23 protein-coding genes are annotated in these 24792 nt (G+C 60.5%); 19 read left to right on the forward strand and 4 right to left on the reverse strand.

Annotated elements, in window-relative coordinates:
• Positions 1-30: 30 nt before the first annotated feature.
• Positions 31-591 carry an NADPH-dependent FMN reductase gene (locus OH720_RS14995; protein ID WP_272606264.1) on the forward strand — a complete coding sequence of 187 codons (561 nt, stop codon included), beginning with the start codon at positions 31-33 and terminating at the stop codon, positions 589-591.
• A 12-nt stretch (positions 592-603) separates the two neighbouring features.
• Here OH720_RS14995 and OH720_RS15000 read toward each other — a convergent pair whose 3' ends face one another.
• Positions 604-1251 carry a TetR/AcrR family transcriptional regulator gene (locus OH720_RS15000; RefSeq protein ID WP_272606265.1) on the reverse strand — a complete coding sequence of 216 codons (648 nt, stop codon included), beginning with the start codon at positions 1249-1251 and terminating at the stop codon, positions 604-606.
• Positions 1252-1306: 55 nt separating this feature from the next.
• Between OH720_RS15000 and OH720_RS15005 the strand changes: the two genes are divergently transcribed.
• Positions 1307-2410: a DUF2855 family protein gene (locus OH720_RS15005; protein WP_272606266.1), complete on the forward strand. Its 1104-nt coding sequence runs from the start codon at positions 1307-1309 to the stop codon at positions 2408-2410.
• Between the two features lie 182 nt (positions 2411-2592).
• On the opposite strand, the gene OH720_RS15010 is transcribed toward OH720_RS15005, so the two are convergent.
• Positions 2593-3543 carry a DUF1853 family protein gene (locus OH720_RS15010; RefSeq protein ID WP_272606267.1) on the reverse strand — a complete coding sequence of 317 codons (951 nt, stop codon included), beginning with the start codon at positions 3541-3543 and terminating at the stop codon, positions 2593-2595.
• 115 nt (positions 3544-3658) lie between these two features.
• Between OH720_RS15010 and OH720_RS15015 the strand changes: the two genes are divergently transcribed.
• From OH720_RS15015 to OH720_RS15050, 8 genes are all read left to right on the forward strand, one after another.
• Positions 3659-4549 carry an NAD(+) kinase gene (locus OH720_RS15015; protein ID WP_008062251.1) on the forward strand — a complete coding sequence of 297 codons (891 nt, stop codon included), beginning with the start codon at positions 3659-3661 and terminating at the stop codon, positions 4547-4549.
• The gene (locus tag OH720_RS15020) at positions 4546-5520 is read left to right on the forward strand and encodes a metallophosphoesterase (RefSeq protein ID WP_442967316.1); all 975 of its coding nucleotides are present in this window, start codon (positions 4546-4548) and stop codon (positions 5518-5520) included. Before OH720_RS15015 ends, OH720_RS15020 begins: the two co-directional genes overlap by 4 nt.
• On the forward strand, positions 5517-6386 hold the full coding sequence (locus OH720_RS15025; RefSeq protein WP_272606268.1) for a rhomboid family intramembrane serine protease: 870 nt from the start codon (positions 5517-5519) through the stop codon (positions 6384-6386). Before OH720_RS15020 ends, OH720_RS15025 begins: the two co-directional genes overlap by 4 nt.
• A 34-nt stretch (positions 6387-6420) precedes the next feature.
• Entirely contained in the window at positions 6421-6681 is a 261-nt protein-coding gene (locus OH720_RS15030) for a YeaC family protein (RefSeq protein WP_020799300.1), read from the forward strand.
• Positions 6678-7508 (forward strand): DUF2797 domain-containing protein, encoded by an 831-nt coding sequence (locus tag OH720_RS15035; RefSeq protein WP_180201893.1) that lies wholly within the window; start codon positions 6678-6680, stop codon positions 7506-7508. The genes OH720_RS15030 and OH720_RS15035 overlap by 4 nt, the downstream gene beginning before the upstream one ends.
• Positions 7509-7518: 10 nt before the next feature.
• Complete coding sequence (gene pepN, locus OH720_RS15040) at positions 7519-10176, forward strand: aminopeptidase N (RefSeq protein ID WP_272606269.1); 2658 nt, start codon at positions 7519-7521, stop codon at positions 10174-10176.
• Between the two features lie 1080 nt (positions 10177-11256).
• Entirely contained in the window at positions 11257-12309 is a 1053-nt protein-coding gene (locus tag OH720_RS15045) for a WD40/YVTN/BNR-like repeat-containing protein (RefSeq protein WP_272606270.1), read from the forward strand.
• A 28-nt stretch (positions 12310-12337) separates the two neighbouring features.
• The gene (locus tag OH720_RS15050) at positions 12338-14722 is read left to right on the forward strand and encodes an efflux RND transporter permease subunit (RefSeq protein ID WP_272606271.1); all 2385 of its coding nucleotides are present in this window, start codon (positions 12338-12340) and stop codon (positions 14720-14722) included.
• Positions 14723-14914: 192 nt separating this feature from the next.
• Here OH720_RS15050 and OH720_RS15055 read toward each other — a convergent pair whose 3' ends face one another.
• Positions 14915-15634 (reverse strand): FadR/GntR family transcriptional regulator, encoded by a 720-nt coding sequence (locus OH720_RS15055; protein ID WP_272606272.1) that lies wholly within the window; start codon positions 15632-15634, stop codon positions 14915-14917.
• 186 nt (positions 15635-15820) lie between these two features.
• Positions 15821-17557, reverse strand: coding sequence for an IlvD/Edd family dehydratase (locus OH720_RS15060; RefSeq protein ID WP_272606273.1), 1737 nt, complete (start codon positions 17555-17557; stop codon positions 15821-15823).
• Positions 17558-17750: 193 nt separating this feature from the next.
• Between OH720_RS15060 and OH720_RS15065 the strand changes: the two genes are divergently transcribed.
• The 9 genes from OH720_RS15065 to OH720_RS15105 all read left to right on the forward strand — a co-directional run bounded on the left by OH720_RS15065 (position 17751) and on the right by OH720_RS15105 (position 24698).
• Positions 17751-19073 carry an MFS transporter gene (locus OH720_RS15065; protein ID WP_272606274.1) on the forward strand — a complete coding sequence of 441 codons (1323 nt, stop codon included), beginning with the start codon at positions 17751-17753 and terminating at the stop codon, positions 19071-19073.
• Positions 19074-19225: 152 nt separating this feature from the next.
• Entirely contained in the window at positions 19226-20218 is a 993-nt protein-coding gene (gene araD1 / locus OH720_RS15070) for an AraD1 family protein (RefSeq protein WP_272606275.1), read from the forward strand.
• Positions 20219-20228: 10 nt separating this feature from the next.
• A complete protein-coding gene (locus tag OH720_RS15075) occupies positions 20229-21809 on the forward strand; it encodes an aldehyde dehydrogenase (NADP(+)) (RefSeq protein WP_272606276.1) in 1581 nt (526 codons plus the stop codon).
• Between the two features lie 148 nt (positions 21810-21957).
• A complete protein-coding gene (locus OH720_RS15080) occupies positions 21958-22296 on the forward strand; it encodes a DUF5629 family protein (protein ID WP_272606277.1) in 339 nt (112 codons plus the stop codon).
• The gene (locus tag OH720_RS15085; RefSeq protein ID WP_272606278.1) at positions 22289-23458 is read left to right on the forward strand and encodes a lactonase family protein; all 1170 of its coding nucleotides are present in this window, start codon (positions 22289-22291) and stop codon (positions 23456-23458) included. The genes OH720_RS15080 and OH720_RS15085 overlap by 8 nt, the downstream gene beginning before the upstream one ends.
• 155 nt (positions 23459-23613) lie before the next feature.
• Complete coding sequence (locus OH720_RS15090; protein ID WP_008066314.1) at positions 23614-23793, forward strand: hypothetical protein; 180 nt, start codon at positions 23614-23616, stop codon at positions 23791-23793.
• A gap of 200 nt (positions 23794-23993) precedes the next feature.
• Complete coding sequence (locus OH720_RS15095; protein ID WP_008066313.1) at positions 23994-24116, forward strand: hypothetical protein; 123 nt, start codon at positions 23994-23996, stop codon at positions 24114-24116.
• Between the two features lie 115 nt (positions 24117-24231).
• Positions 24232-24444, forward strand: a complete 213-nt coding sequence (locus OH720_RS15100) for a hypothetical protein (RefSeq protein ID WP_272606279.1) — start codon at positions 24232-24234, stop codon at positions 24442-24444.
• Positions 24441-24698, forward strand: a complete 258-nt coding sequence (locus tag OH720_RS15105) for a hypothetical protein (RefSeq protein ID WP_272606280.1) — start codon at positions 24441-24443, stop codon at positions 24696-24698. The genes OH720_RS15100 and OH720_RS15105 overlap by 4 nt, the downstream gene beginning before the upstream one ends.
• Positions 24699-24792 lie beyond the last annotated feature (94 nt).

The raw sequence follows: 24792 nt of genomic DNA on the forward strand, positions 1-24792 counted from the left end.
GCTCCTCCCACGGACAATCGAGCGTATTCCATGAGTAATGTCTATACCATCGCCGTAGTGGTCGGCAGCCTGCGCAAAGCATCGATCAACCGCAAGGTTGCCCTCGCGCTGGCGGACCTGGCGCCGGCCAACCTCAAGCTCAATATCGTCGAAATCGGCGATTTGCCGCTCTACAACGAAGACATCGATGGTGCTACACCGCCGGCAGCCTACAGTACTTTCCGACAACAAGTCAGTTCATCCGACGCAGTGCTGTTCGTCACCCCTGAATACAACCGTTCGGTGCCTGCCCCGATGAAAAACGCCATCGACGTGGGCTCGCGCCCCTATGGCAAGAGTGCCTGGAGTGGCAAACCGGGTGCGGTGATCAGTGTTTCGCCGGGTGCGGTCGGGGGATTCGGTGCGAATCACCACCTGCGCCAGTCCATGGTGTTTCTCGATGTGCCGATGATGCAGCAACCGGAAGCCTACTTAAGTGGCGCCGGTTCCGCGTTCGACGAGGCGGGCAACCTGTCCGAGTCCGTCAGGCCGTTCCTGCAGAAGTTCATCGATGCCTACGGCAAGTGGGTCGAACAGCACAAAAAGCTTTGATGCTTCGGAGTACTAGCTGTTAGCCAATCGGCTACAGATCATGGTTTCCATTTCCGACAACCAGGCGGTGGTTTGCGCAGCCGCTGGTTCCGCTGTTACGCAATAACGCCGTCCGCCCCACGCCATGATGACCCAGGCATCGACGGTTGCCGCAGAAGGGGCTACAGGCAAGTCGCTACAGGCGGCGAACGCTTCGCGCCATTTCTGCGATAACTCGTCGAACACCCTTCGATGATGCTTGGGCTCGGCAATCTGGTGTTCGATGAGCAGCACGGCATGGTTGAACAAGGGCTGTTGCTCATCGTCGGGGTTGCAGGTCAGGCGTATGAGGCGTTTGATCCGGGTCGGCCAGTCCAGGTCATTGGCTTGCACCACCGCTTCATCGATGTGCCGTAACAAGGCATCCAGTCGATGCCGGATGTAACCGGAAAGCAAAGCCTCCTTACTCGGGAAATAATCGTACAGCGTGCCGATCGCAACGCCTGCTTCGAGCGCCACTTCCCGGGTGGTCAAGCCGGACCAACCGTCCCTTCGCCAAATCCGAACAAAAGCCTGGTAAATCGCCTCGACGGTGAAAATCGCCCGGGCCTGACTCGGCCGTTTCAGCGGTTTTGCCCGGGGATTGATGCTGCCCTTGGTGTTTCCGAACCCGCTCTTCATCGGCTGCCATTACTCTGGTGCTACCCGCCACACTTGCGCAGCAGGAGACTGAAGGATGGAAAGTTCAAGTACGGTAACACGCCTGATAACCCGTAAAAACGCCCTGGACCAAAGCCGTATCGAGCAGGCGCAGCGAAGCCTGATTCCGGCGGCGGGCGAGGTGATCTTGAAGATTGACCGCTGCGCGCTGACGACCAATAACATTACCTACGCCGCCTATGGCAATTCGATGAACTACTGGGGCTTCTTTCCTACAGGTTTGGCGGACTGGGGTCACGTCCCGGCCTGGGGCTTTGCCGATGTCGTGGCCTCGGACGTGCCTGGCATCAAGGTCGGGGAACGCTTCTACGGCTATTTCCCGCTAGCCAGCCATCTGTGGATGCGTCCGGAACGGGTTACCGAACGTGGTTTCTACGACGGGGCCGAGCATCGACAAGGGTTGACCTCCGCCTACAACCAATACACCCGTTGCAGTTGGGATTCGTACTACAGCGCGGAAACCGAAAACCTGCAGATTTTGCTGAAACCGCTGTTCCTGACTTCTTCAATGCTCGCGGACTTTTTGCAGGACAAGCAGTTCTTTGGCGCCACTCGACTGGTGCTCTCCAGCGCTTCGAGCAAAACCGCCTACGGCACCGCGGTCTGCCTGGGCAATCATCCCGGCCTGGAACGTGTGGCGCTGACTTCAGCCGGCAACAAAGCCTTTGTCGAGGCCCTTGGCTGTTACGAGCGAACAGTGTCTTACGCGGATTTGGCGAGCCTGCCCAATGATCGTCCAACACTGTATGTGGATTTTTCCGGCGACCTTGAATTGCGTGACCAGGTGCACCGGCATTTCGCCGGGCAGTTGGTCTACAGTTGCTTTGCCGGCTCGGCACAAAGCACCGATGAGGCGCGATTGACCGCCATCGAGGGCCCGCAACCGGTGTTCTTTTTTGCGCCGATCCAGATCCGCAAGCGCAATGCCGATTGGGGACCGGAAGGGGTCAGTCAGCATATCGGCGAGGGGCTACGGCAGTTTTTCCGCAAAGTCACGGCCAATGAACCGCCGTTGTTGAAGGTGATGGAAAGTCAGGGTTATGAAGCGGCTCAGGCAGTTATTTCTCGCCTGTTCCATGGGCAGGTCGCGCCGGTGGAGGGGCATGTGATTCGGTTGTGATGGGGTGATGTTGTGGTGTTGTTGATTTTTGGTGACTTTAGCGGTTCGGGCATTGTGGTTATCCATCCAGATCAAATCGACCCCATCGCGGGCAAGCCCGCTCCCACAGGATCTCCTTGCACCAAAGATCCTTGTGGGAGCGGGCTTGCCCGCGATGGGGCCAGTTCAGTCAGCAATGAAACTCAACTTTGCCCCGGCACATTCGGCCAAAGATCCGACACCAGAAACAAGCGCTCCGCTTCCTCCCAATCGCCGTGGGCATTTTCCGTCAGTCGCACCAGCAATTGCGCCGGTGCCAGCGGTTCCAGATCGCTTAACCAGGCCTCCAGCTGTTCAGCGTCCCAGGCCTGCTCCTTGGGGTAGTGCGCCGGAGCCAACCAGGCATGGCGGGGCAGGGGTTGCCAGCGACCGGGCGGACTCTGCGCGAAAAATTTCGTCCAGTCCTTTTGATGCAACCAGCGCCCGCGCAAGTGCTGTGGATGCGCGCCATTGGGCATTGCGGCGTGCCCGGGCCACGGATAGAGCAAATAGCCGCCCAGCCACAAATGCGCGCTGAACTGCCGGATATCCAGCGCCGCCAGCACTTCGCGACTCTCCGGACGCGCGGAGATCGGCAACTGATGCTGGCTCAGGTGTGCCAGTTTGCGGTCCAGCCGATCGTGGCAACCCGGGCCGAGCCATTGCGCGGGGTCGTGTCCGTCGCCGTTCTGCGGGCCGAGGTAAAGCTTGATCGCCAGTTCCAGGTGATGCACGCCGTCGCGATCGCGCAACAGCATGTCCAATTCGCCCAGGGTGTGACCTTCGCGGCGGATCGGCATGTTGGCGGCAATCAGCTCGATACCGGGCGCATGCTGCACGGCAAACTGCCAAAGCCGTTCATAATACAGGCCCAGGCGTCGGGTCCGGGCCTGGGCCAGCCAATGCAGCAAGCCGTAACTGTCCCGGTCGAGTTTGCGCAACCAGGTTTCCAGGTGTTCCGGGGCTTGCACCCAGTCGCTGCCGGCCAGCGGATGACGCTGCGGCCAGGGCGTGGCGCTGAGCATCGGCGGGGCGAGGATGACCCACGCCAGGTCGCGCACTTCGGGGTGGCGCAACTGGTGGGGTAACTGCAGCAAATCTGGAAATAGGATCATCTTGCGAGCATAGCCCGAATCGTAAGAACACCTTGAGGCTGAAAGGATTTTGTCTATGCCGCGCTTTCACCCATAATCGTCCTTTTCACCGTCGCTGCCCTTCATTAGGAGCCCCATGGAGCAATTTCGTAATATCGGCATCATCGGTCGCCTGGGCAGTTCCCAGGTGCTGGATACCGTCCGCCGACTGAAACGGTTTCTGCTCGATCGTCACCTGCACGTGATCCTCGAAGACACCATTGCCGAAGTCCTGCCGGGCCACGGTTTGCAAACCTCGTCGCGCAAGATGCTCGGCGAAGTGTGTGACATGGTGATTGTGGTGGGCGGTGATGGCAGCCTGCTTGGCGCGGCCCGTGCGCTGGCCAAGCATAATATCCCGGTGCTCGGTATCAACCGGGGCAGCCTGGGGTTTCTCACCGACATCCGCCCTGACGAGCTGGAAATCAAGGTCGCCGAAGTGCTCGATGGGCACTATCTGGTGGAGAACCGCTTCCTGCTGCAAGCTGAAGTTCGTCGCCACGCCGAAGCCATTGGCCAAGGCGATGCGCTGAACGATGTGGTGCTGCACCCCGGCAAATCGACGCGCATGATCGAGTTCGAACTGTACATCGATGGCCAGTTCGTCTGCAGCCAGAAGGCCGACGGCCTGATCGTCTCCACGCCCACCGGCTCCACGGCCTATGCGCTCTCTGCCGGTGGCCCGATCATGCATCCCAAGCTCGACGCTATTGTGATTGTGCCGATGTACCCCCATACCTTGTCAGGCAGGCCGATTGTGGTCGATGGCAACAGTGAGCTGAAAATCGTCGTGTCCAAGGATATGCAGATTTACCCGCAAGTCTCGTGTGACGGGCAGAACCACTTTACCTGTGCGCCCGGCGACACCATCACCATCAGCAAGAAAGCCCAGAAGTTGCGGCTGATCCACCCGCTCGACCACAACTACTATGAAGTGTGCCGGACCAAGCTTGGTTGGGGCAGCAGGTTGGGTGGTGGAGGCGACTGATGCTCGATCCCGCGCGTAGCTACGACCTGATCGGTGACGTGCACGGTTGCGCTCTGACCCTTGAGCACTTGCTCGACCGGCTCGGTTATCACAAGCAAGCCGGCGTCTGGCGCCATGCCTCGCGCATGGCGGTGTTCGTCGGCGACATCATTGACCGCGGCCCACGAATTCGCGAGGCGCTGCACATCGTCCACGACATGGTCGAGGCCGGACAGGCACTGTGCATCATGGGTAACCATGAGTTCAACGCCCTGGGCTGGGTGACCCCGGCATTGCCCGGCAGCGGCAAGCAGTACGTGCGCGAGCACACCCCGCGCCATGCGCGCCTGTTGCATGAGACCCTGACCCAATTCGAACACCATCCGGCGGACTGGCATGACTTCCAGCAGTGGTTCTATGAACTGCCGTTGTTTATCGATGCCGGACGTTTCCGGGTGGTGCATGCCTGTTGGGACGCCGGCCTGATCGAACCGTTGCGGGCGTTGTTCCCCGATGGCTGCGTCGATGAGCACTTCCTCCAGTCCTCGGCCGTACCCGGCAGTTTCGCCTGCACGGTTTTCGACCGCCTGTTGCGTGGCACCGACATGCGCCTGCCCCATGGCCTGACCATGACCAGCGGCGATGGCCTGACACGCTCGTTCTTCCGTACCAAATTCTGGGAAGACGACCCGCAAACCTACGGAGACATCGTGTTCCAGCCCGACGCCTTGCCCGACCCGGTGGCCCGAACGCCACTGTCCTCAACCGAAAAAAACAACTTGCTGCGCTACGGCGCCGATGAGCCGTTGCTGTTCGTCGGCCATTACTGGCGCAGTGGTAAACCGGCGCCGATCCGTCCGAACCTGGCGTGCCTGGACTACAGTGCGGTGCTCTACGGAAAACTGGTGGCCTATCGACTGGACCAGGAAACCCGACTCGATCCGCACAAGTTCGTCTGGGTCGATGTCGAGCGACCGGAGGTGTTGCAATGAGCCGGGTCGCAGTCTTGCGCCTGCCGCTGGCGGTGGACCTGAGCGGGTTCGTCAAGTTGCTGCAACGCATGCAGGTGCCGCATCGGGTCAGCGAGGAAGCGGGCGAGCAGGTGCTCTGGGTGCCGGCCAACATCAGCGACGACGTGCGCGTGTTGTACGAACGCTATCCCGAGGGCGATCCGGAGCACAAACTCGACATTCCGATCGCACAGTCGACGCGCCGGCCGAACTTCGCCGATCAAGTTCGCCATGGCAAAGCCACTGCGGCTGTGCTGCTGCTGACCCTGGTCGTCGGCGCGCTGACGCTGCTGGGCGATAACCTGAGCACCCTGCGCTGGCTGACGTTTCTCGATTTTCGCGTGGTCGGCGAGTACATCCATTTCGTGCCACTGGCCGACAGCCTGGCAGAGGGGCAGTGGTGGCGCCTGGTGACACCGATGCTGATTCACTTCGGCATCCTGCACCTGGCCATGAACGGCATGTGGTATTGGGAGCTGGGGCGACGTATCGAATCACGCCAGGGCAGTATCAACCTCATCGGCCTGACCTTGTTGTTCAGCCTGGTGTCCAACTATGCCCAGTTCGCGTTCAGCGGCCCGACCCTGTTTGGCGGGTTGTCCGGGGTGCTGTACGGCCTGCTCGGGCATTGCTGGATTTTTCAGATCCTGTCGCCCAACAGCGCCTATCGCCTGCCCCGTGGGGTGTTGGCGATGATGCTGATATGGCTACTGCTGTGCCTGTCCGGGCTGGTCTCGATGATCGGCTTCGGCGAAATTGCCAACGCGGCCCACGTCGGCGGGCTGCTCGTCGGATGCTTGACCGGTTTGTTGGGTGGTTTGTACAACCGCCGTAAACTGGCCGCCTAAAACTGTTATGTGATTCAAAGAGCGCGGAGACCCAATGTCCTCTTTTAACGAAATGATCAAGAACATCACCCCGGATATCTACCAGAGCCTGAAACTGGCGGTGGAAATCGGTAAATGGTCCGACGGTGGCAAGCTCACCGCCGAACAACGCGAACTGTCGCTGCAAGCGATGATCGCCTGGGAAATCAAGAACCTGCCTGAAGAAGAGCGTACTGGCTACATGGGCCCGCAGGAGTGCAGCTCCAAATCGATTCAAGTACCCAATATCCTGTTCAAGTCGGATGCCATCCATTGATTGAGATTGGCCGCGGTGCAATCAGTAAAATGTCGGCGCGCCTGGACGGGCCGAACGTGCAATATGCCTTTCGCCTGGGCGACGTCGAGGTTCCGGTCAATCCATTGATCGGCACCACGGTGCGCCTGGAATATCTGGGGGCGATCCACTGCACCCATTGCGGACGCAAGACCAAAACCAGTTTCAGCCAGGGTTACTGCTATCCGTGCATGACCAAGCTGGCCCAGTGTGACGTGTGCATCATGAGCCCGGAACGCTGCCATTTTGACGCCGGTACCTGCCGGGAGCCGGAGTGGGGCCAGACGTTCTGCATGACCGATCACATCGTTTACCTGTCGAACTCCTCCGGGGTGAAAGTCGGGATTACTCGAGCCACCCAGTTGCCGACCCGCTGGATCGACCAGGGCGCCAGCCAGGCGTTGCCGATCATGCGCGTCGCGACCCGTCAGCAATCGGGCTTCGTCGAAGACCTGTTTCGTAGCCAGGTGGCGGACAAGACCAATTGGCGTGCCTTGCTCAAGGGCGACGCGGTATCGGTGGACCTGCCGCAGATCCGTGACCAGTTGTTCGACAGCTGCGCCGAAGGCCTGCAAGGTTTGCAGGAGCGATTCGGCCTACAGGCGATCCAGGCTATTTCCGACGTCGAACCGCTGGAAATCCGCTTTCCGGTGGAGCAGTATCCGGCGAAAATCGTCAGCTTCAACCTGGACAAGAACCCGATTGCCGAAGGCACGCTGATGGGGATCAAGGGCCAATACCTGATTTTCGACACCGGCGTGATCAACATTCGTAAATACACGGCTTACCAGCTCGCCGTGCATAGTTAAGGATTCCAGCATGCGCACCGAACAACCGAAGATGATCTACCTCAAGGACTATCAGGCGCCCGAGTACCTGATCGACGAAACGCACCTGACCTTCGAGTTGTTCGAGGACCACAGCCTGGTCCATGCGCAACTGGTGATGCGCCGCAACCCCGAGCGCGGCCCAGGCCTGCCGCCGCTGGTGCTCGATGGCCAGCAGCTGGAATTGCTGTCGGTGACCCTGGCCGACCGCGAGCTGGGCATTGCTGACTACCAATTGACCGAGAATCACCTGACCCTGCAGCCGACCAGCACCACCTTCACGGTCGACACCAGCGTCCGGATTCACCCGGAAACCAACACCGCGCTGGAAGGCCTGTACAAGTCCGGCACGATGTTCTGCACCCAGTGCGAGGCCGAAGGCTTCCGCAAGATCACCTATTACCTCGACCGTCCGGACGTGATGAGCACGTTCACCACCACGGTGGTCGCCGAACAGCACAGCTACCCGGTGCTGCTGTCCAACGGCAACCCGATCGCCAGCGGTCCTGGCGAAGACGGCCGGCACTGGGCGACCTGGGAAGACCCGTTCAAGAAACCGGCGTACCTGTTCGCGCTGGTGGCCGGTGATTTGTGGTGCGTCGAAGACAGCTTCACCACCATGACCGAGCGTAACGTAGCGCTGCGCATTTATGTCGAGCCGGAAAACATCGACAAGTGCCAGCACGCCATGAACAGCCTGAAGAAATCCATGCGCTGGGATGAAGAGGTCTACGGTCGCGAGTACGACCTGGACATCTTCATGATCGTTGCCGTGAACGACTTCAACATGGGCGCCATGGAGAACAAGGGGCTCAACATCTTCAACTCCAGCGCCGTGCTGGCGAAGGCCGAGACCGCCACCGACGCCGCGCACCAGCGGGTCGAGGCCATCGTGGCCCACGAATACTTCCACAACTGGTCGGGCAACCGCGTGACCTGCCGCGACTGGTTCCAGTTGTCGCTCAAGGAAGGCTTCACGGTGTTCCGCGATTCCGGCTTCTCCGCCGACATGAACTCGGCGACGGTCAAGCGCATCCAGGACGTGGCCTACCTGCGTACCCACCAGTTTGCCGAAGACGCCGGTCCCATGGCTCACGCGGTACGGCCGGACAGCTTCATCGAGATCTCCAACTTCTACACCCTGACCGTGTACGAGAAGGGTTCGGAGGTGGTCGGCATGATCCACACCCTGCTCGGTGCCGAAGGCTTCCGCAAAGGCAGCGACCTTTATTTCGAGCGCCATGACGGCCAGGCCGTGACCTGCGATGACTTCATCAAGGCCATGGAAGATGCCAATGGCGTCGACCTGACTCAGTTCAAGCGCTGGTACAGCCAGGCCGGTACACCTCGTTTGGCGGTCAGCGAGTCTTATGACGCCGCCGCGAAAACCTACAGCCTGACCTTCCGCCAGAGCTGTCCGCCCACCCCGGACAAGGTTGAAAAACTGCCGTTCGTGATTCCGGTCGAACTCGGCCTGCTCGATAGCCAGGGCGCTGAAGTTGCCCTGCGTCTTGCCGGTGAAGCGGCGGCACAAGGGACTTCCCGGGTCCTTTCGGTAACCGAAGCCGAGCAGACGTTCACCTTCGTTGACATCGCCGAACAGCCGCTGCCTTCGTTGCTGCGCGGTTTCTCGGCCCCGGTGAAACTGAGCTTCCCGTACAACCGCGACCAGCTGATGTTCCTGATGCAGCACGACAGCGACGGCTTCAACCGTTGGGATGCCGGTCAGCAACTGTCGGTGCAGGTGCTGCAGGAACTGATCGCCCAGCAGCAGAAGGGCGAAGCGCTGGTGCTGGATCAGCGTCTGGTTTCGGCCTTGCGTACCGTGCTGTCCGACGAGACGCTGGATCAGGCGATGGTCGCCGAAATGCTCTCGCTGCCAAGCGAAGCGTACCTGACGGAAATCAGCGAAGTGGCCGATGTCGAGGCGATTCACACCGCCCGCGAGTTTGCCCGCAAGCAACTGGCCGATGCGTTGTTCGAAGGCTTGTGGCTGCGTTACCAGGCCAACCGCGAGCTGTCGAAGCAGACCCCCTACGTGGCCGAAGCCGAGCATTTCGCCCGTCGCGCACTGCAGAACATCGCGCTGTCGTACCTGATGCTCAGCGGTAAGCCCGAAGTGCTGGCGGCGACGCTGGAACAGTTCGATGCGTGCGACAACATGACCGAACGCCTGACTGCGCTCGCCGTGTTGGTCAACTCGCCGTTCGAACAGCAGAAAGCCAAGGCGCTGGCCAGCTTCGCCGAGCACTTCAAGGACAACCCGTTGGTCATGGACCAGTGGTTCAGCGTCCAGGCCGGCAGTGTGCTGCCGGGTGGCCTGGATCGGGTCAAGGCATTGATGCAGCACCCGGCGTTCAACATCAAGAACCCGAACAAGGTGCGGGCGCTGATCGGCGCGTTTGCCGGGCAGAACCTGATCAACTTCCATGCGGCGGATGGATCCGGCTATCGCTTCCTGGCGGATTTGGTGATTGAGTTGAACGGCTTTAATCCGCAGATTGCTTCCCGGCAGTTGGCGCCTTTGACGCGCTGGCGCAAGTATGACGATGCTCGTCAGGCGTTGATGAAAGGGGAGCTGGAGCGGATTCGGGGTTCGGGGCAATTGTCGAGTGATGTGTTTGAGGTGGTCAGCAAGAGTTTGGCTTGATCCTCGGTCTGGTCTTGGACTTGGCGGCCTTTGGGCCGACCAGGTTCCTGGTTGATTGAGTACATATCCATTCCTTCGGTAACGGCGGCTGGCGGTTTCGCCCTTACGGCGACTCACTTTTTTTTCAAACGCCAAAAAAAAGTAAGCAAAAAAAGGCTCGCCCCGAGCGTCCGGCCCCTCGCTGGGGCTCGGGGTTCCTTCGCTCCGGTATCCATCCGGGGACACTGCCCTCCGGTTGGCTTCGCTGCACCTACATGCAGCGTGTTCGACTGCGTCGAACGGCGCTGCGCGCCACTCCCCGGATGAACACCTCCACTCAGCCTCCCGATGGGGCGGGTGGATCAAAATCAAAAGCAAGCGAGGCGAGCTGACACTCGACCTGTTCTGGCGGATGCACCCAATCTCCTGTAGGAGCCAGGCTTGCCGGCGAACCAGACGCTGCGGTGTGTCTCTTGTACCGTGTTATCGTTCTTCGCCGGCAAGCCTGGCTCCTACAGGGGAATCGCGGACAGACCTGCAATAAGGTCGGCTTTCAGGCCGCCTCGCTTTGGCTGTTGCTTTGGCTTTTGATTTTCTTGCCACATCGAGAGGCCGAGTGGAGGTTCTGCGCAGTGGGTAAACCGGCATGGATGCCGGTTTAGCCGCGCTGGGCCAGGGATGGCCCATCGCGGCGACCCACGGAGCAGGACCGGAGCGAGGGCATGCCGAGCATTAGCGAGGCACCGAACGCCAGGGGCAAGAGCCCTTGGTTACTTGGGGCTTTTCCAAGTGACTCGCCGTAAGGGCGAAACCATAAGTCGCCGTTACCGAAGAAACGGATATGTACACCAACCACCAACACCACAATCACCCCTCCAAATACCCAATCATTCAGAAATCCCCCATCCCCCCTCCGGTTAACAAAACATAACGTGCCGTCGATTGTCAGCCGTCGAAAAACACCGATAGGATAAGCCAGCTTCCGAAGGGGCTCTGGATTGCGGGTTTCAAGACTATGCTTTGATTAAGGTCATCCCGTGAACAACCCGTTCGGCGCCCTGAAAGGTTGAACGACCTAACAATAATAAAGGGGGAAGGTCTATGAGTGAGCCTGTCATGGGTGTGGGTATCTGCCGCCCGCCGGCATTGCGCAAGTTCGCGTTGCTGGCTACAGCGCTCTCGCTGTTGGGCTGTGCCGTGTGGTCGGCACCGGTGCTGGCCGCTGACGCGCCGGCATCCGACGTGGTTTATTCCGTTGAATCGGCCAAGGCCAGCAAAAGCCTGGTGCTCGATGTCGTGCACGCCGGCAAGCGCCTGGTGGCGGTCGGGGATCGCGGGCACATTCTGTATTCCGATGACCAGGGTTCGACCTGGACCCAGGCCAAGGTGCCAACCCGGCAGCTGCTGACCTCGGTGTTCTTTGTCGATGACAAGCGTGGCTGGGCCGTCGGTCATGACGCGCAGATTCTCGCCAGCGACGATGGCGGTATCACCTGGACCAAGCAATTCGAAGACCTGAAACGCGAATCGCCGCTGCTCGACGTCTGGTTCCAGGACGCCAACAGCGGCTTTGCCGTGGGCGCCTACGGTGCGTTGATGGCCACCACCGACGGTGGGAAAAACTGGGAAGACGTCAGCGATCGCCTGGACAACGAAGACCAGTTCCACCTCAACGCCATCACGGCGGTCAAGGATGCTGGCCTGTTCATCGTCGGCGAGCAGGGCAGCATGTTCCGCTCGGCCGATTGGGGACAGACCTGGGAAAAACTCGAAGGTCCGTACGAGGGTTCGCTGTTCGGTGTGATCGGCACCGCGCAACCCAACACGCTGTTGGCGTATGGCCTGCGCGGCAATCTTTACCGCTCCACGGATTTCGGCAGCACCTGGGAGCAGGTCGAGCTCAAGGCCGAACGCGGAGACCTGGAGTTCGGTCTGTCCGGCGGTACATTGCTTGACGATGGTTCCATCGTGATCGTCGGCAACGGCGGTTCGGTGATCAGCAGCAGCGACAACGGTGAAACCTTCAGCGTCTTCAACCGTCGGGATCGGATCTCGCTCTCATCGGTAGTGGCCGCGGGGAACGGCAATCTGATTCTGGCTGGACAGGGCGGCGTTCGCGCCACTTCGCCAAATGGCGCTGAGCTGGGCAAATGAGCCGGGTTAATAATAAGAAGGCGTAGCTATGACATCCTTAAGCACCCATCATCAGGACAAGGCGACGTTTCTTGAGCGCCTGATCTTCAACAACCGCCCGGCAGTGATCTTCATCTGCCTGCTGGTCAGTGTTTTCCTGTTCTGGCAGGCAACGCTGATCCGCCCGTCCACCAGTTTTGAAAAAATGATCCCGCTCGAGCATCCGTTCATTCAGAAGATGATGGAGCACCGCAACGATCTGGCGAACCTGGGCAACACCGTCCGCATTTCCGTGGAAGCCACCGACGGCGACATCTTCTCCAAGGAGTACATGGAGACGTTGCGGCAGATCAACGACGAGGTGTTCTACATCTCCGGCGTTGACCGATCCGGCCTCAAGTCGCTGTGGAGCCCGAGCGTACGCTGGACCGAGGTGACGGAGGAGGGCTTTGCCGGCGGTGAAGTGATCCCGCAGAGCTACAACGGTTCCCAGCAAAGCCTCGATTTGTTGCGCAACAACGTGCTCAAGTCCGGGCAGGTCGGGCGACTGGTGGCCAACGACTTCAAGTCGAGCATCGTCGACATCCCGCTGCTGGAGTCCTACCCGGACCCACAGGACCAGGGCAAGTTGCTGGCGCTGGACTATCGCAAGTTCTCCCACGAGCTGGAAGAGAAGATCCGCGACAAGTTCGAGCAACAGAACCCCAACGTGAAGATCCATATCGTCGGTTTCGCCAAGAAGGTCGGCGACCTGATCGACGGCCTGGTGATGGTGGTGATGTTCTTTGGTGTCGCCTTCGTCATCACCCTGATCCTGCTGTACTGGTTCACCAACTGCATGCGCAGCACGGTGGCGGTGTTGAGTACCACGCTGGTGGCGGTGATCTGGCAGCTGGGGTTGATGCACTTCTTCGGTTTCGGGCTCGATCCGTATTCGATGCTGGTTCCGTTCCTGATCTTCGCCATCGGTATTTCCCACGGCGTGCAGAAGATCAACGGTATTGCGCTGCAATCCAGTGAGGCGGAAAACGCCCTGACGGCGGCGCGGCGCACCTTCCGCCAGCTGTTCCTGCCGGGGATGATCGCGATCCTCGCTGATGCGGTGGGTTTCATCACGTTGCTGATCATCGATATCGGTGTGATCCGTGAGCTGGCCATCGGTGCTTCCATCGGTGTGGCAGTGATTGTGTTCACCAACCTGATCCTGTTGCCGGTGGCGATTTCCTACGTCGGCATCAGCAAGCGCGCCGTGGCTCGCAGCAAGAAGGATGCGATCCGCGAGCACCCGTTCTGGCGCCTGTTGTCGAACTTTGCCAGCGCGAAGGTTGCCCCGGTTTCCATTCTCCTGGCGCTGGTCGCCTTTGGCGGTGGCCTGTGGTACAGCCAGAACCTGAAGATCGGTGACCTCGACCAAGGGGCACCGGAACTGCGTCCGGACTCGCGCTACAACAAGGACAACAACTTCATCATCAGCAACTACTCCACCAGTTCCGACGTGTTGGTGGTGATGGTCAAGACCAAGTCCGAAGGCTGCTCGCGCTACGAAGCCATGGCGCCGATCGACGAGCTGATGTGGAAGATGCAGAACACCGAGGGCGTGCAGTCGGCGATCTCGCTGGTCACCGTGTCCAAGCAGATGATCAAGGGCATGAACGAGGGCAACCTGAAATGGGAAACCCTGTCGCGTAACCCTGACGTGTTGAACAACTCCATCGCCCGTGCCGATGGCCTGTACAACAACAGCTGTTCATTGGCACCGGTGCTGGTGTTCCTCAATGATCACAAGGCCGAAACCCTGGATCGTGCCGTGCATGCGGTGCAGGAATTCGCCAAGGAACACAACACCGAGAACCTGGAGTTCATCCTGGCTGCCGGTAACGCGGGGATCGAGGCGGCCACCAACGAAGTGATCAAGAAGTCCGAACTGACCATCCTGATCCTGGTGTACATCTGCGTCGCGGTCATGTGCATGATCACCTTCCGTTCCTGGGCGGCGACCTTGTGCATCGTCTTGCCGCTGGTGCTGACGTCGGTGCTGGGTAACGCCCTGATGGCCTTCATGGGCATCGGCGTGAAAGTCGCGACCCTGCCGGTCGTGGCGCTGGGCGTGGGCATTGGCGTGGACTACGGCATCTACATCTACAGCCGCCTGGAAAGCTTCCTGCGTGCCGGCTTGCCGTTGCAGGAGGCGTACTACCAGACGCTGAAATCCACCGGCAAGGCCGTGCTCTTCACCGGCCTGTGCCTGGCGATCGGCGTGTGCACCTGGATCTTCTCGGCCATCAAGTTCCAGGCCGACATGGGCCTGATGCTGACCTTCATGCTGCTGTGGAACATGTTCGGTGCGCTGTGGCTGCTGCCGGCACTGGCGCGGTTCCTGATCAAGCCGGAGAAGTTGGCGGGGCAGAAGGGCAATTCGTTGTTTGCTCACTGATCCCTGGCTGAAATAGAAAAGCCGCAACCTTGGTTGCGGCTTTTTTACATCTCAAATTCACATCAGTCCCCTGTGGGAGCGGCGGTGCGACGTTTCGACTTGCTCGCGAAAGCGGTGTGTCAGCTAATACATGTGTCGCCTGGCACACCGCTTTCGCGAGCAAGCCCGCTCCCACATTTGAATCTGTGGTGGTCAGGAAGGATCGCTACCCAGCACCACATTCAACGCACTGCGCGCATCATCCAGCTGCACCAGCGTTGCATGCCGCGCACCCAAGGCATCGCGGTTTTCAATCGCCGTGAGAATCGCCTTGTGCCGAGGCAACGCCAGTTCATGCAGGTTCGGCCGCTGGTTGGAATGCTTCAACGCCTCGGCGATCGCCACCGAGAGCATGTTGCACAGGTTGGCCAGCAAGTCGTTGTGGGTGGCGTCAGCAATACGGCTGTGGAAATCCAGGTCCGGTTGCAGCAAGGCTTCGGGTGTCGGTGCCGCTTCCATGCGTTGGTAGGCTTCACCAATGGAGGCGATGTCCGCATCGGTGGCGAACTGCGCGGCGAGGGCGGCGGCGGCCGGTTCGATGATGCTGCGCACACTGGTCAGCAGGTCGAAGAACTGGTTCTGCGGGCTGCTTTGCATCAGCCAATGCAGCACGTCCGGGTCGAGCATGTGCCATTCCTTGCGCGGCTTGACCACCGTGCCGACCCGCGGACGGCAGTACACCAGGCCCTTGGCGACCAGGACACGGGTGGCTTCACGCAACACCGGCCGGCTGACGGCATATTCCTCGCAGAGCAGGGCTTCGGCGGGCAGTTTGTCGTCCGGCAGGAAACGTCCCGAGACGATCTGCATGCCCAGTTCCTGGACGATGCGCGAGTGCATGCTTTTGCGGTCGGAGGGTTTGCGGTAATCCATGGGGAACGGCGCGGTCCTGTGCGATGGAGATACCGCGCATGATAACAGGCACGGCACGATCTTGAGGCGGGTGCAAAATCAAATGTGGGAGCGAGCCTGCTCGCGATGGCGGTTAAACATTCAACATTTAGGTTGGCTGTCAGTCCGTCATCGCGAGCAGGCTCGCTCCCACAGGGTTCTGGGGTGTTAGTGAGAGTGGCGGGGTACTTCGGCACCACGGCAGCCAACCAGGAAGTCAAAGTCGCAGCCCTGATCCGCCTGCAGCACATGGTCGATGTACAGCTGGCGATAGCCGCCCACCAGCAACTTTTGTGGCGGTTGCAGATCAGCCATGCGCGCTGCGAGCTCGGCATCCGGGATGTCCAGGTGCAGACGGCCGCTGGCGCAGTCGAGTTCGATCCAGTCACCTTCCTTCACCGCTGCCAAAGGTCCGCCAGCCGCTGCCTCCGGGGCGACATGCAAGACCACGGTGCCATACGCGGTACCGCTCATGCGCGCATCGGAAATGCGCACCATGTCGGTCACGCCCTGGGCCAGCAGCTTGGCCGGCAAGCCCATGTTGCCGACTTCGGCCATGCCCGGATAACCCTTGGGCCCGCAGTTTTTCATGACCAAGATCGAGTTGGCATCCACGTCCAGCTCCGGATCGTTGATCCGCGCCTTGTACATGTCGAAGTTCTCGAACACCACGGCCCGCCCGCGATGCTGCATCAATTCGGGCGAGGCGGCGGAGGGCTTGAGCACCGCGCCCAGTGGCGCCAGGTTGCCGCGCAATACGCAGATCCCGCCGTCGGCGCGGATCGGGTTGTCGAGGGTGCGGATCACCTCGTCTTCGCCATAGATCGGCGCGTCCTTGGTGTTCTCGCCGATGGATTTGCCGTTGACGGTCAAGGCGTCGGGGTTCGGGATCAGGTTGGCTTCGCCAAGGCGGCGTAATACCGCTGGCAGGCCACCGGCGTAGTAGAACTCTTCCATCAGGAAGCGCCCGGACGGTTGCAGGTCGACGATGGTCGGCATGCCGCGACCGATGCGGGTCCAGTCGTCCAGGTCCAGCTCCACGCCGATGCGGCCAGCAATGGCCTTGAGGTGAATCACGGCGTTGGTCGAACCGCCGATCGCGGCGTTGACCCGGATCGCATTTTCGAAGGCTTCCTTGGTCAGGATCTTCGACAGTTTCAGATCCTCGCGCACCATTTCCACGGCACGCATGCCGGACATGTGCGCCAACACATAGCGGCGGGCATCGACGGCGGGAATCGCGGCGTTGTGGGGCAGGGAGGTGCCCAGCGCTTCGGCCATGCAGGCCATGGTCGAGGCGGTGCCCATGGTGTTGCAGGTACCGGCCGAGCGGGACATGCCGCCCTCGGCCGCAAGGAAGTCATCGATGGTGATGGTGCCGGCCTTGACCTGTTCGCTCAGTTGCCAGACCACGGTGCCCGAGCCGATGTCCTTGCCCTTGTGCTTGCCGTTGAGCATCGGCCCGCCGGTGACGACGATCGCTGGCACGTCGCAACTGGCCGCGCCCATCAGCAACGCCGGGGTGGTCTTGTCACAACCGGTTAGCAGCACCACGCCGTCGATCGGGTTGCCGCGAATGGCTTCTTCCACGTCCATGCTCGCCAGGTTGCGGGTCAGCATGGCGGTCGGGCGCAGGTTGGATTCACCGTTGGAGAACACTGGAAACTCCACCGGGAAGCCTCCGGCCTCGATCACGCCGCGCTTGACGTGTTCCGCGATCTGGCGGAAGTGCGCGTTGCACGGGGTCAGTTCCGACCAGGTATTGCAGATGCCGATGATCGGCTTGCCATGGAACTGGTGGTCGGCGATGCCCTGATTCTTCATCCAGCTGCGGTACATGAAGCCGTTCTTGTCGGCGGTGCCAAACCATTGGGCGGAGCGCAGGGTGGGTTTCTTATCAGACATGATCGATTCTCTTATTGTATGACTATATTGTTCGAACTGAAGCGTAACATAAGCGCAAATTCGCCTATTTGGAAGTGTTGTTGGTTAAATAGTATTACTATATAGTCGTTTTCAGCGGAGGGATGGCCCTGACGGTCAACTGTGAGAGGCGTCCCCCGAGGTTCTATAAAAACAACAATCGGAGACCGATCTCATGAGCCAGGAACTGCGGCTGATACGTCGCATCACGCTGAAACTGATTCCCTTCCTGATCCTGCTGTACCTGATCGCCTACGTGGATCGCTCCGCCGTGGGCTTCGCCAAATTGCACATGGGCGCCGACATCGGCCTCGGTGATGCGGCGTACGGATTGGGTGCAGGGCTGTTCTTCATCGGCTATTTCCTCCTGGAAATCCCCAGCAACCTGATGCTTGACCGTTTTGGCGCGCGGCGCTGGTTCGCACGGATCATGGTCACCTGGGGCGCCATCACCATCGGCATGGCGTTCGTCCAGGGGCCGAACAGCTTCTACCTGATGCGCTTTCTGCTCGGCGCGGCGGAAGCCGGGTTCTTTCCGGGCGTTCTCTACTACATCACCCAGTGGTTTCCGGTGCGCCACCGCGGCAAGATCCTGGGGCTGTTCATCCTGTCCCAACCCATCGCGATGATGATCACCGGGCCCGTGTCCGGCGGCCTGCTGGGCATGGACGGCGTGCTCGGCCTGCACGGCTGGCAGTGGCTGTTCATCGTCATCGGCACCCCGGCGATCCTGCTGACCTGGCCGGTACTGCGCTGGTTGCCGGATGGGCCGCAACAGGTGAAATGGATGGACCAGGCCGAGAAGGACTGGCTGTCCGGCGAGCTGCAAAAAGACCTGCAGGCCTACGGCCAGACCCGTCACGGCAACCCGCTGCACGCGCTCAAGGACAAGCGCGTGCTGCTGCTGGCGCTGTTCTACCTGCCGGTGACCCTGAGCATCTATGGCCTTGGCCTGTGGCTGCCGACCTTGATCAAGCAGTTTGGCGGTAGCGACCTGGTGACCGGGTTCGTGTCATCGGTGCCCTATGTCTTCGGGATCATCGGCCTGCTGATCATCCCGCGCAGCTCCGATCGATTGAATGATCGTTACGGCCATCTGGCGGTGCTTTATGTACTGGGCGCGATCGGCCTGTTCCTCAGTGCCTGGCTGATCTTTCCGGTATTGCAATTGATGGCGCTGTGCCTGGTGGCGTTCGCCCTGTTTTCCTGCACGGCGATTTTCTGGACCTTGCCCGGTCGCTTCTTTGCCGGCGCGAGCGCTGCGGCGGGGATTGCCCTGATCAACTCGGTGGGCAACCTCGGCGGCTACATCGGCCCGTTCGTGATCGGCGCGCTCAAGGAGTACACCGGCAACCTGGCGTCGGGGCTGTATTTCCTGTCCTGCGTGATGCTGTTCGGCCTGGTGTTGACCGGCGTGGTGTATCGCCAGTTGGAGCGCAAGCATGTGTTGCCGGCGGATGAGTTTGCCGCGAGTGCGCGTGGGGCTACCCGTACCTGACACAAAACACGAAATCACCACTGACCCTGTGGGAGCGGGCTTGCCCGCGATGGCTGCAGCACATTCACCGTCAATGTGTCAGATAGATCGCTATCGCTGGCAAGCCAGCTCCCACAGGGTCCTGTGGCGTTCGATTAAACAGGAGAAATTTCATGCGTTTGGTTCAATTCGAATTGAGTAACGGCGAGCGCCGTGTCGGCGTGGTCGAGGGGGCGCAAGTCCTGGAAGTTCGTGAGGCGCGCACGGTTCGCGACCTGGCGCTGGCGGCGATCGAAGCGGGCGTCAATCTGGAGCAACAGGTGCAGAGCCTGGGGTTGGGCCTCAGCCACGACTACGCCGAACTGCTGGCACAATTGCGCATCCTGCCACCGCTGGATCACCCGGACCCGGCGCACCTGCTGGTCAGTGGCACCGGCCTGACTCACATGGGCAGCGCCTCGGCCCGGGACAAGATGCACCAGCAGGCCGGTGACGAAGCCGCGATGACCGACACCATGCGCATTTTCAAGTGGGGCGTGGAGGGCGGCAAGCCCGCAGTCGGTCAGGCGGGGGTGCAGCCGGAATGGTTCTACAAGGGCGACGGCAGCATCGTTGTGCGCCCCGGCCAGCCGTTCCCGTTGCCACCCTTTGCCGAAGACGCCGGTGAAGAGCCTGAACTCAGCGGCCTGTATGTCATCGGTCACGACAGCAAGCCGTATCGCCTCGGGTTTGCAGTCGGCAACGAGTTTTCCGATCACGTCATGGAGCGCAAGAACTACCTGTACCTGGCTCACTCGAAGCTGCGCAGTTGCAGCTATGGCCCGGAGCTGCGGGTCGGCGAGCTGCCGCAACACCTGGTCGGTACCAGCCGCATCCTGCGCGACGGCCAGGTGCTGTGGCAAAACGAGTTCCTCAGTGGCGAGGCCAACATGTGCCACAGCCTGGCGAACCTTGAATACCACCATTTCAAATACAGCCAGTTCCTGCGCCCGGGTGACGTGCACATTCACTTCTTCGGCACTGCGACCCTGTCCTTCGCCGACGGCATTCGCACGCAACCGGGCGATGTGTTCGAGATCAGCCAGGGCGAATTCGGCGCGCCGTTGATCAATGGCATCGCTGCAGTCGATGCAGCTTTCGAACCCGGCACTGTCGGCACACTTTGAGGAATCATGCATGACCCGAATTCTTGGTCACAACTACATCGGCGGCCAGCGCAGTGCGCTGGGCTGCGTGAAATTGCACAGCGTCGACGCCGAAACCGGTGAGGCATTGCCCCACGATTTCTTTCAGGCCACGCCCGAGGAAGTCGATGCCGCCGCCCAGGCTGGCGCTGCAGCGTACCCGGCTTATCGCACCTTGAGTGCCGAGCGTCGCGCGCAATTCCTCGATGCCATCGCCAATGAACTGGATGCGCTGGGCGATGAATTCGTCAGCCTTGTGTGCCGCGAAACCGCATTGCCTGCCGCACGGATCATCGGTGAGCGTGGCCGCACCAGCGGGCAGATGCGCCAGTTCGCCAATGTGCTGCGGCGCGGCGATTTCTACGGCGCGCGTATCGATCAGGCGCTGCCTGAGCGTCAACCCTTGCCGCGTCCAGACCTGCGCCAATACCGTATCGGGCTCGGCCCGGTGGCGGTGTTCGGGGCCAGCAATTTCCCCTTGGCGTTTTCCACCGCCGGTGGTGACACCGCGTCGGCATTGGCCGCGGGTTGCCCGGTGGTGTTCAAGGCCCACAGCGGTCACATGGCCACGGCCGAGCAGGTGGCCGATGCAATCATCCGCGCGGCAGAAAAAACCGCGATGCCGGCCGGCGTGTTCAACATGATCTACGGCGGTGGAGTCGGTGAAGCGCTGGTCAAGCACCCGGCCATCCAGGCGGTGGGTTTCACCGGTTCGCTCACCGGTGGTCGCGCGCTGTGCGACATGGCGGCGGCGCGCCCACAACCGATCCCGGTGTTCGCCGAGATGTCGAGCATCAACCCGGTGATCGTGTTGCCCCAGGCACTGCAAGCGCGCACGGAAACCATCGCCCGCGGCCTGTCGGCTTCGGTGGTGCAAGGCTGCGGTCAGTTCTGCACCAACCCTGGGCTGGTGATTGGCATCCGTTCGCCGCAGTTCACCGCATTCCTCCAGTTACTGGCCGACATGATGGCCGATCAACCGGCGCAGACCATGCTCAACGCCGGGACCCTGGACAGCTATGCAAAAGGCTTGCAAAAGCTCCTCGATCATCCTGGTATCGAGCACCTGGCGGGTAGCCCGCAACAAGGGCGTCAGGCGCAACCACAACTGTTCAAGGCCGATGCCAGCTTGCTGATCGAGGGCGATGAAGTGCTGCAAGCGGAAGTGTTTGGCCCGACCACCGTGGTAGTCGAAGTGGCGGATCAGGCACAACTGAGCGCCGCGCTGAACGGTCTGCACGGTCAATTGACCGCGACGATCATCGGCGAGCCGGCGGACTTGGAGCAGTTCAGCGAGCTGACGGGGTTGCTGGAGCAGAAGGTCGGGCGAATCCTGCTCAATGGCTATCCAACCGGCGTGGAGGTCTGTGATTCGATGGTCCATGGCGGGCCGTATCCCGCGACGTCGGATGCGCGCGGCACGTCGGTGGGCACCCTGGCCATCGACCGCTTCCTGCGCCCGGTGTGCTTCCAGAATTACCCTGACAGCCTGCTGCCCGACGCGCTGAAGAATGCCAATCCGCTGCGCATCCAGCGCCTGGTGGATGGCAAGCCGTCGCGCGACGCCCTTTAAGATTCACAACGAACCCTGTGGGAGCGGGCTTGCCCGCGATAGCGTCGGCACAGTCAACATTGATATCGACTGACATAGTGCCATCGCGGGCAAGTCGAATCGTCGCACCGCCGCTCCCACAGGTTCGTGTGGAACGATCGGTAGGTGCATGAGCTATCATTGCGTTTTTCCCACTCAAAGATTGACTGCCATGACTGCCGTAACAGACACCTTGCTTAACGCCCTCGAACATTGCGGGATGGTGGAAATCGACGGGCTGCACGCCTTCGAATTCGCCCTCGATGTCGACGACAACCTGCACATCGAATGCATGGACGGTCGAGCGGCCAAGCACTGGGAATTCACCCCGGCACAGGTCCAGGCCGCGACCTTCGACACCACCCTGCAAAGCTGGCTGATCAACGATAACGACGGCGAACACCGCCTGGTGTGCGTGGGCGACGTCATCAGCGGCGACAACGAAGACGACGATCAACAGGATGCGTAACCTCTGGCCGCTGTTGATCGCCGGCAGCATCGGCGCAATGGGTGTTCAGCAGGCATCCGCCGATGACTATCAACTGCTCGTGGGGTCGTACACGGGCGGTCAAAGCCAGGGCATTTATCGCCTGAACTTCGACAGTGCGACGGGGCAGATCGACGCCAGGCCGCTGCAAGTGATCAACAGCGAAAACCCGTCCTTGCTGACCCTGTCCACTGACCGGCAGCGCTTGTTCGTGGTCAATGAAAATGGCCCGGGCCAGACCGATCCGGTCGGGCGGGTCAGCAGTTATGCGATCGACCCCAAGACCCATGAACTAACTCGGATCAATCAGGTGCAAAGCCTCGGTAACGAGCCAACGCATTCTAGCCTGAGCCTGGAAGCCAGCCATTTGTTCGTCAGCAACTACTCGGTGGCTGAAGACCCGGGTGGCACCCTGGCGGTGTTGCCGGTGGCAGCCGATGGCACGCTCAAACCGGTGGTGCAGATGAGCAGCCATCCGGCCAGCCGGGTCAATCCCGAGCGGCAGATGTCGGCGCACGTGCATTCGACGATCACCTCGCCTGATGGTAAATACGTGTTTTCCAACGACCTGGGGGCGGACAAGGTTTTTGTCTACCGCTTCGACCCCAAGGCCAATCCTGACTTGCCGCTGACCCCGGCTACACCGTCGTTCGTTCAACTGCCAGCCGGTAGCGGGCCGCGCCATCTGCTGTTCAGTGCCGATGGCAAGCACGCCTGGCTGACCATGGAAATGAGCGCGCAAGTGGCGGTGTTCGATTACCGCGACGGCAAGCTTGAGCAAACCCAGAGCGTCGACCTGGCTGCCGGTCAGCCCGTGTCGGACAAGGCCGCCGCTGCGCTGCATGCGTCAACGGACGGCAAGTTCCTCTATGTCAGCAACCGTGGCACCGCCAACCAGTTGCTGGTGTTCGCCATCGACCCGGCGACGGGCCATCTCAAGGAACTGCAACGGCGCGCGGTAGAGGGCGATCATCCACGGGAATTCAGCCTCGATCCGAGCGGCAAGTTCCTGCTGATTGCCAACCAGAAAAGCAACCAGATTGTCGTCGTCGAGCGCGATGCCAAGACCGGCTTGCTGGGCAAAACTGTGCAAAAACTGCCGATGGATGCACCCAGCGACCTGAAATTCCTGGTGCGTCAATAGGCCGCAGGCCCCGGCTGATGGGGCCTGCATCCTTCTATCAATGAGGGTGATATCTGGAAGTGTCACAAAGCATTTCAAGCTGCTAACCCTCGAGGGTTAAGTTTGCTTCACGGCCCCACCGGGCAAGCAAGCCAACTGACTCCGAGGAATACCGCATGAACTTCAATCTCTTCTCCGTAATCGCCGCTTCCGCCATTTCCGCCACCGTGGCCCTGCCAGCCAGCGCCAACGTTGAAATCAGCGACAAGAAAACCCACGCCCAAAGCTACACCCAGAAATACCTGCAACAGAGCGCCAACTTCTACGCCGCCCTGGATCACAAAGCCCAACACTGAAATTCAAGCCCTGCAGCCTTTATGCAGGAGCGAAGTCACTTGCCAATCGAGGCCCAGGCAGCGAAAGGCGTTGAAGTGATGTCGCTCCTGCATAACGCATTTGCGACAACTTGGCCGCCGATGCTTGATATCAGGTGGCCATGCCTCTAAATTTGACGCTGATTTTTTGACTCCTCCTTCTGAAGAAAAGGATTGCCAAAATGACGATGCGTCTTGCCGTGGTGCTGCTGTTCCTCTATTCGACCCCGATCCTGTCTGCCGGGCCCATTCCCGGTGAACCCGACGCTGCCCGCGAGCGCATGATCAGTTTTATTGAAGACTGAGATAGACCGGCTTAATGATCAACGAAGTTGATATTTGCTATAAAGCAGACTCGTTGGTTACCGGTGCTTTTTTGATTGATTCTGTGGACTCTGAAACATGTCCACGGAGTTCATCATGGCCAGCACGATCATCACCTCTGCCAAACACGGCGCCTATGTGGCAATCGGTCTTTACCTGGTCATGGTGCTGGTTGTCAGCCTTTCGCCGCAGTCGCAGCAGGCCGTCGAACCGCCGATCCATGTCGCACACCCTGGCATCCAGTTTGAACATCGCGCGCAACAGGCGATGGTCGATCCGGCTGAACTCGCAGGAGTGGGCGGAGCATGAACCGTTGCAAACTTCTTATTATCGCCTTCCTGGCATTCATAACCAATGGTTTTTCCTTGCTGGGGATCGGGCACGGGTCAATAGGCGGGGTGGCACGGGCCATTGAGGCCAACCACAACATCGCGCGTAACATCGAGACAGCCAAGGCCATGGGGATGCTGGCCGGCAACCCGCCGATCACGCCCGATGAAGGTTTTTTCGGACCGTTCCATGTTGATTGCTCGGCCATTGGCATGTGCGAAGTATTGGCCTGAACCGCCCCCCCCTGTAGGAGCCAGGCTTGCCGGCGAAGGCGTCGTCGAGATCGCCTTCGCCGGCAAGCCTGGCTCCTACAGGGGGGGATCGTGT

The organism is Pseudomonas sp. WJP1, from assembly GCF_028471945.1.
GTDB lineage: Bacteria > Pseudomonadota > Gammaproteobacteria > Pseudomonadales > Pseudomonadaceae > Aquipseudomonas.

What these genes read in the sequence shown, in the direction of transcription:
- OH720_RS15005 (WP_272606266.1), top strand. Translation starts at nt 1,307, where the DNA reads ATGGAAAGTTCAAGTACGGTAACACGCCTGATAACCCGTAAAAACGCC.
- OH720_RS15010 (WP_272606267.1), bottom strand. Translation starts at nt 3,543, where the DNA reads ATGATCCTATTTCCAGATTTGCTGCAGTTACCCCACCAGTTGCGCCAC.
- OH720_RS15090 (WP_008066314.1), top strand. Translation starts at nt 23,614, where the DNA reads ATGAACTTCAATCTCTTCTCCGTAATCGCCGCTTCCGCCATTTCCGCC.
- OH720_RS15095 (WP_008066313.1), top strand. Translation starts at nt 23,994, where the DNA reads ATGACGATGCGTCTTGCCGTGGTGCTGCTGTTCCTCTATTCGACCCCG.
- OH720_RS15000 (WP_272606265.1), bottom strand. Translation starts at nt 1,251, where the DNA reads ATGAAGAGCGGGTTCGGAAACACCAAGGGCAGCATCAATCCCCGGGCA.
- OH720_RS15100 (WP_272606279.1), top strand. Translation starts at nt 24,232, where the DNA reads ATGGCCAGCACGATCATCACCTCTGCCAAACACGGCGCCTATGTGGCA.
- OH720_RS15015 (WP_008062251.1), top strand. Translation starts at nt 3,659, where the DNA reads ATGGAGCAATTTCGTAATATCGGCATCATCGGTCGCCTGGGCAGTTCC.
- OH720_RS15080 (WP_272606277.1), top strand. Translation starts at nt 21,958, where the DNA reads ATGAGCTATCATTGCGTTTTTCCCACTCAAAGATTGACTGCCATGACT.
- OH720_RS15060 (WP_272606273.1), bottom strand. Translation starts at nt 17,557, where the DNA reads ATGTCTGATAAGAAACCCACCCTGCGCTCCGCCCAATGGTTTGGCACC.
- OH720_RS15050 (WP_272606271.1), top strand. Translation starts at nt 12,338, where the DNA reads ATGACATCCTTAAGCACCCATCATCAGGACAAGGCGACGTTTCTTGAG.
- OH720_RS15055 (WP_272606272.1), bottom strand. Translation starts at nt 15,634, where the DNA reads ATGGATTACCGCAAACCCTCCGACCGCAAAAGCATGCACTCGCGCATC.
- OH720_RS15075 (WP_272606276.1), top strand. Translation starts at nt 20,229, where the DNA reads ATGACCCGAATTCTTGGTCACAACTACATCGGCGGCCAGCGCAGTGCG.
- pepN (WP_272606269.1), top strand. Translation starts at nt 7,519, where the DNA reads ATGCGCACCGAACAACCGAAGATGATCTACCTCAAGGACTATCAGGCG.
- OH720_RS15025 (WP_272606268.1), top strand. Translation starts at nt 5,517, where the DNA reads ATGAGCCGGGTCGCAGTCTTGCGCCTGCCGCTGGCGGTGGACCTGAGC.
- OH720_RS15105 (WP_272606280.1), top strand. Translation starts at nt 24,441, where the DNA reads ATGAACCGTTGCAAACTTCTTATTATCGCCTTCCTGGCATTCATAACC.
- OH720_RS15065 (WP_272606274.1), top strand. Translation starts at nt 17,751, where the DNA reads ATGAGCCAGGAACTGCGGCTGATACGTCGCATCACGCTGAAACTGATT.
- OH720_RS14995 (WP_272606264.1), top strand. Translation starts at nt 31, where the DNA reads ATGAGTAATGTCTATACCATCGCCGTAGTGGTCGGCAGCCTGCGCAAA.
- OH720_RS15045 (WP_272606270.1), top strand. Translation starts at nt 11,257, where the DNA reads ATGAGTGAGCCTGTCATGGGTGTGGGTATCTGCCGCCCGCCGGCATTG.
- araD1 (WP_272606275.1), top strand. Translation starts at nt 19,226, where the DNA reads ATGCGTTTGGTTCAATTCGAATTGAGTAACGGCGAGCGCCGTGTCGGC.
- OH720_RS15030 (WP_020799300.1), top strand. Translation starts at nt 6,421, where the DNA reads ATGTCCTCTTTTAACGAAATGATCAAGAACATCACCCCGGATATCTAC.
- OH720_RS15085 (WP_272606278.1), top strand. Translation starts at nt 22,289, where the DNA reads ATGCGTAACCTCTGGCCGCTGTTGATCGCCGGCAGCATCGGCGCAATG.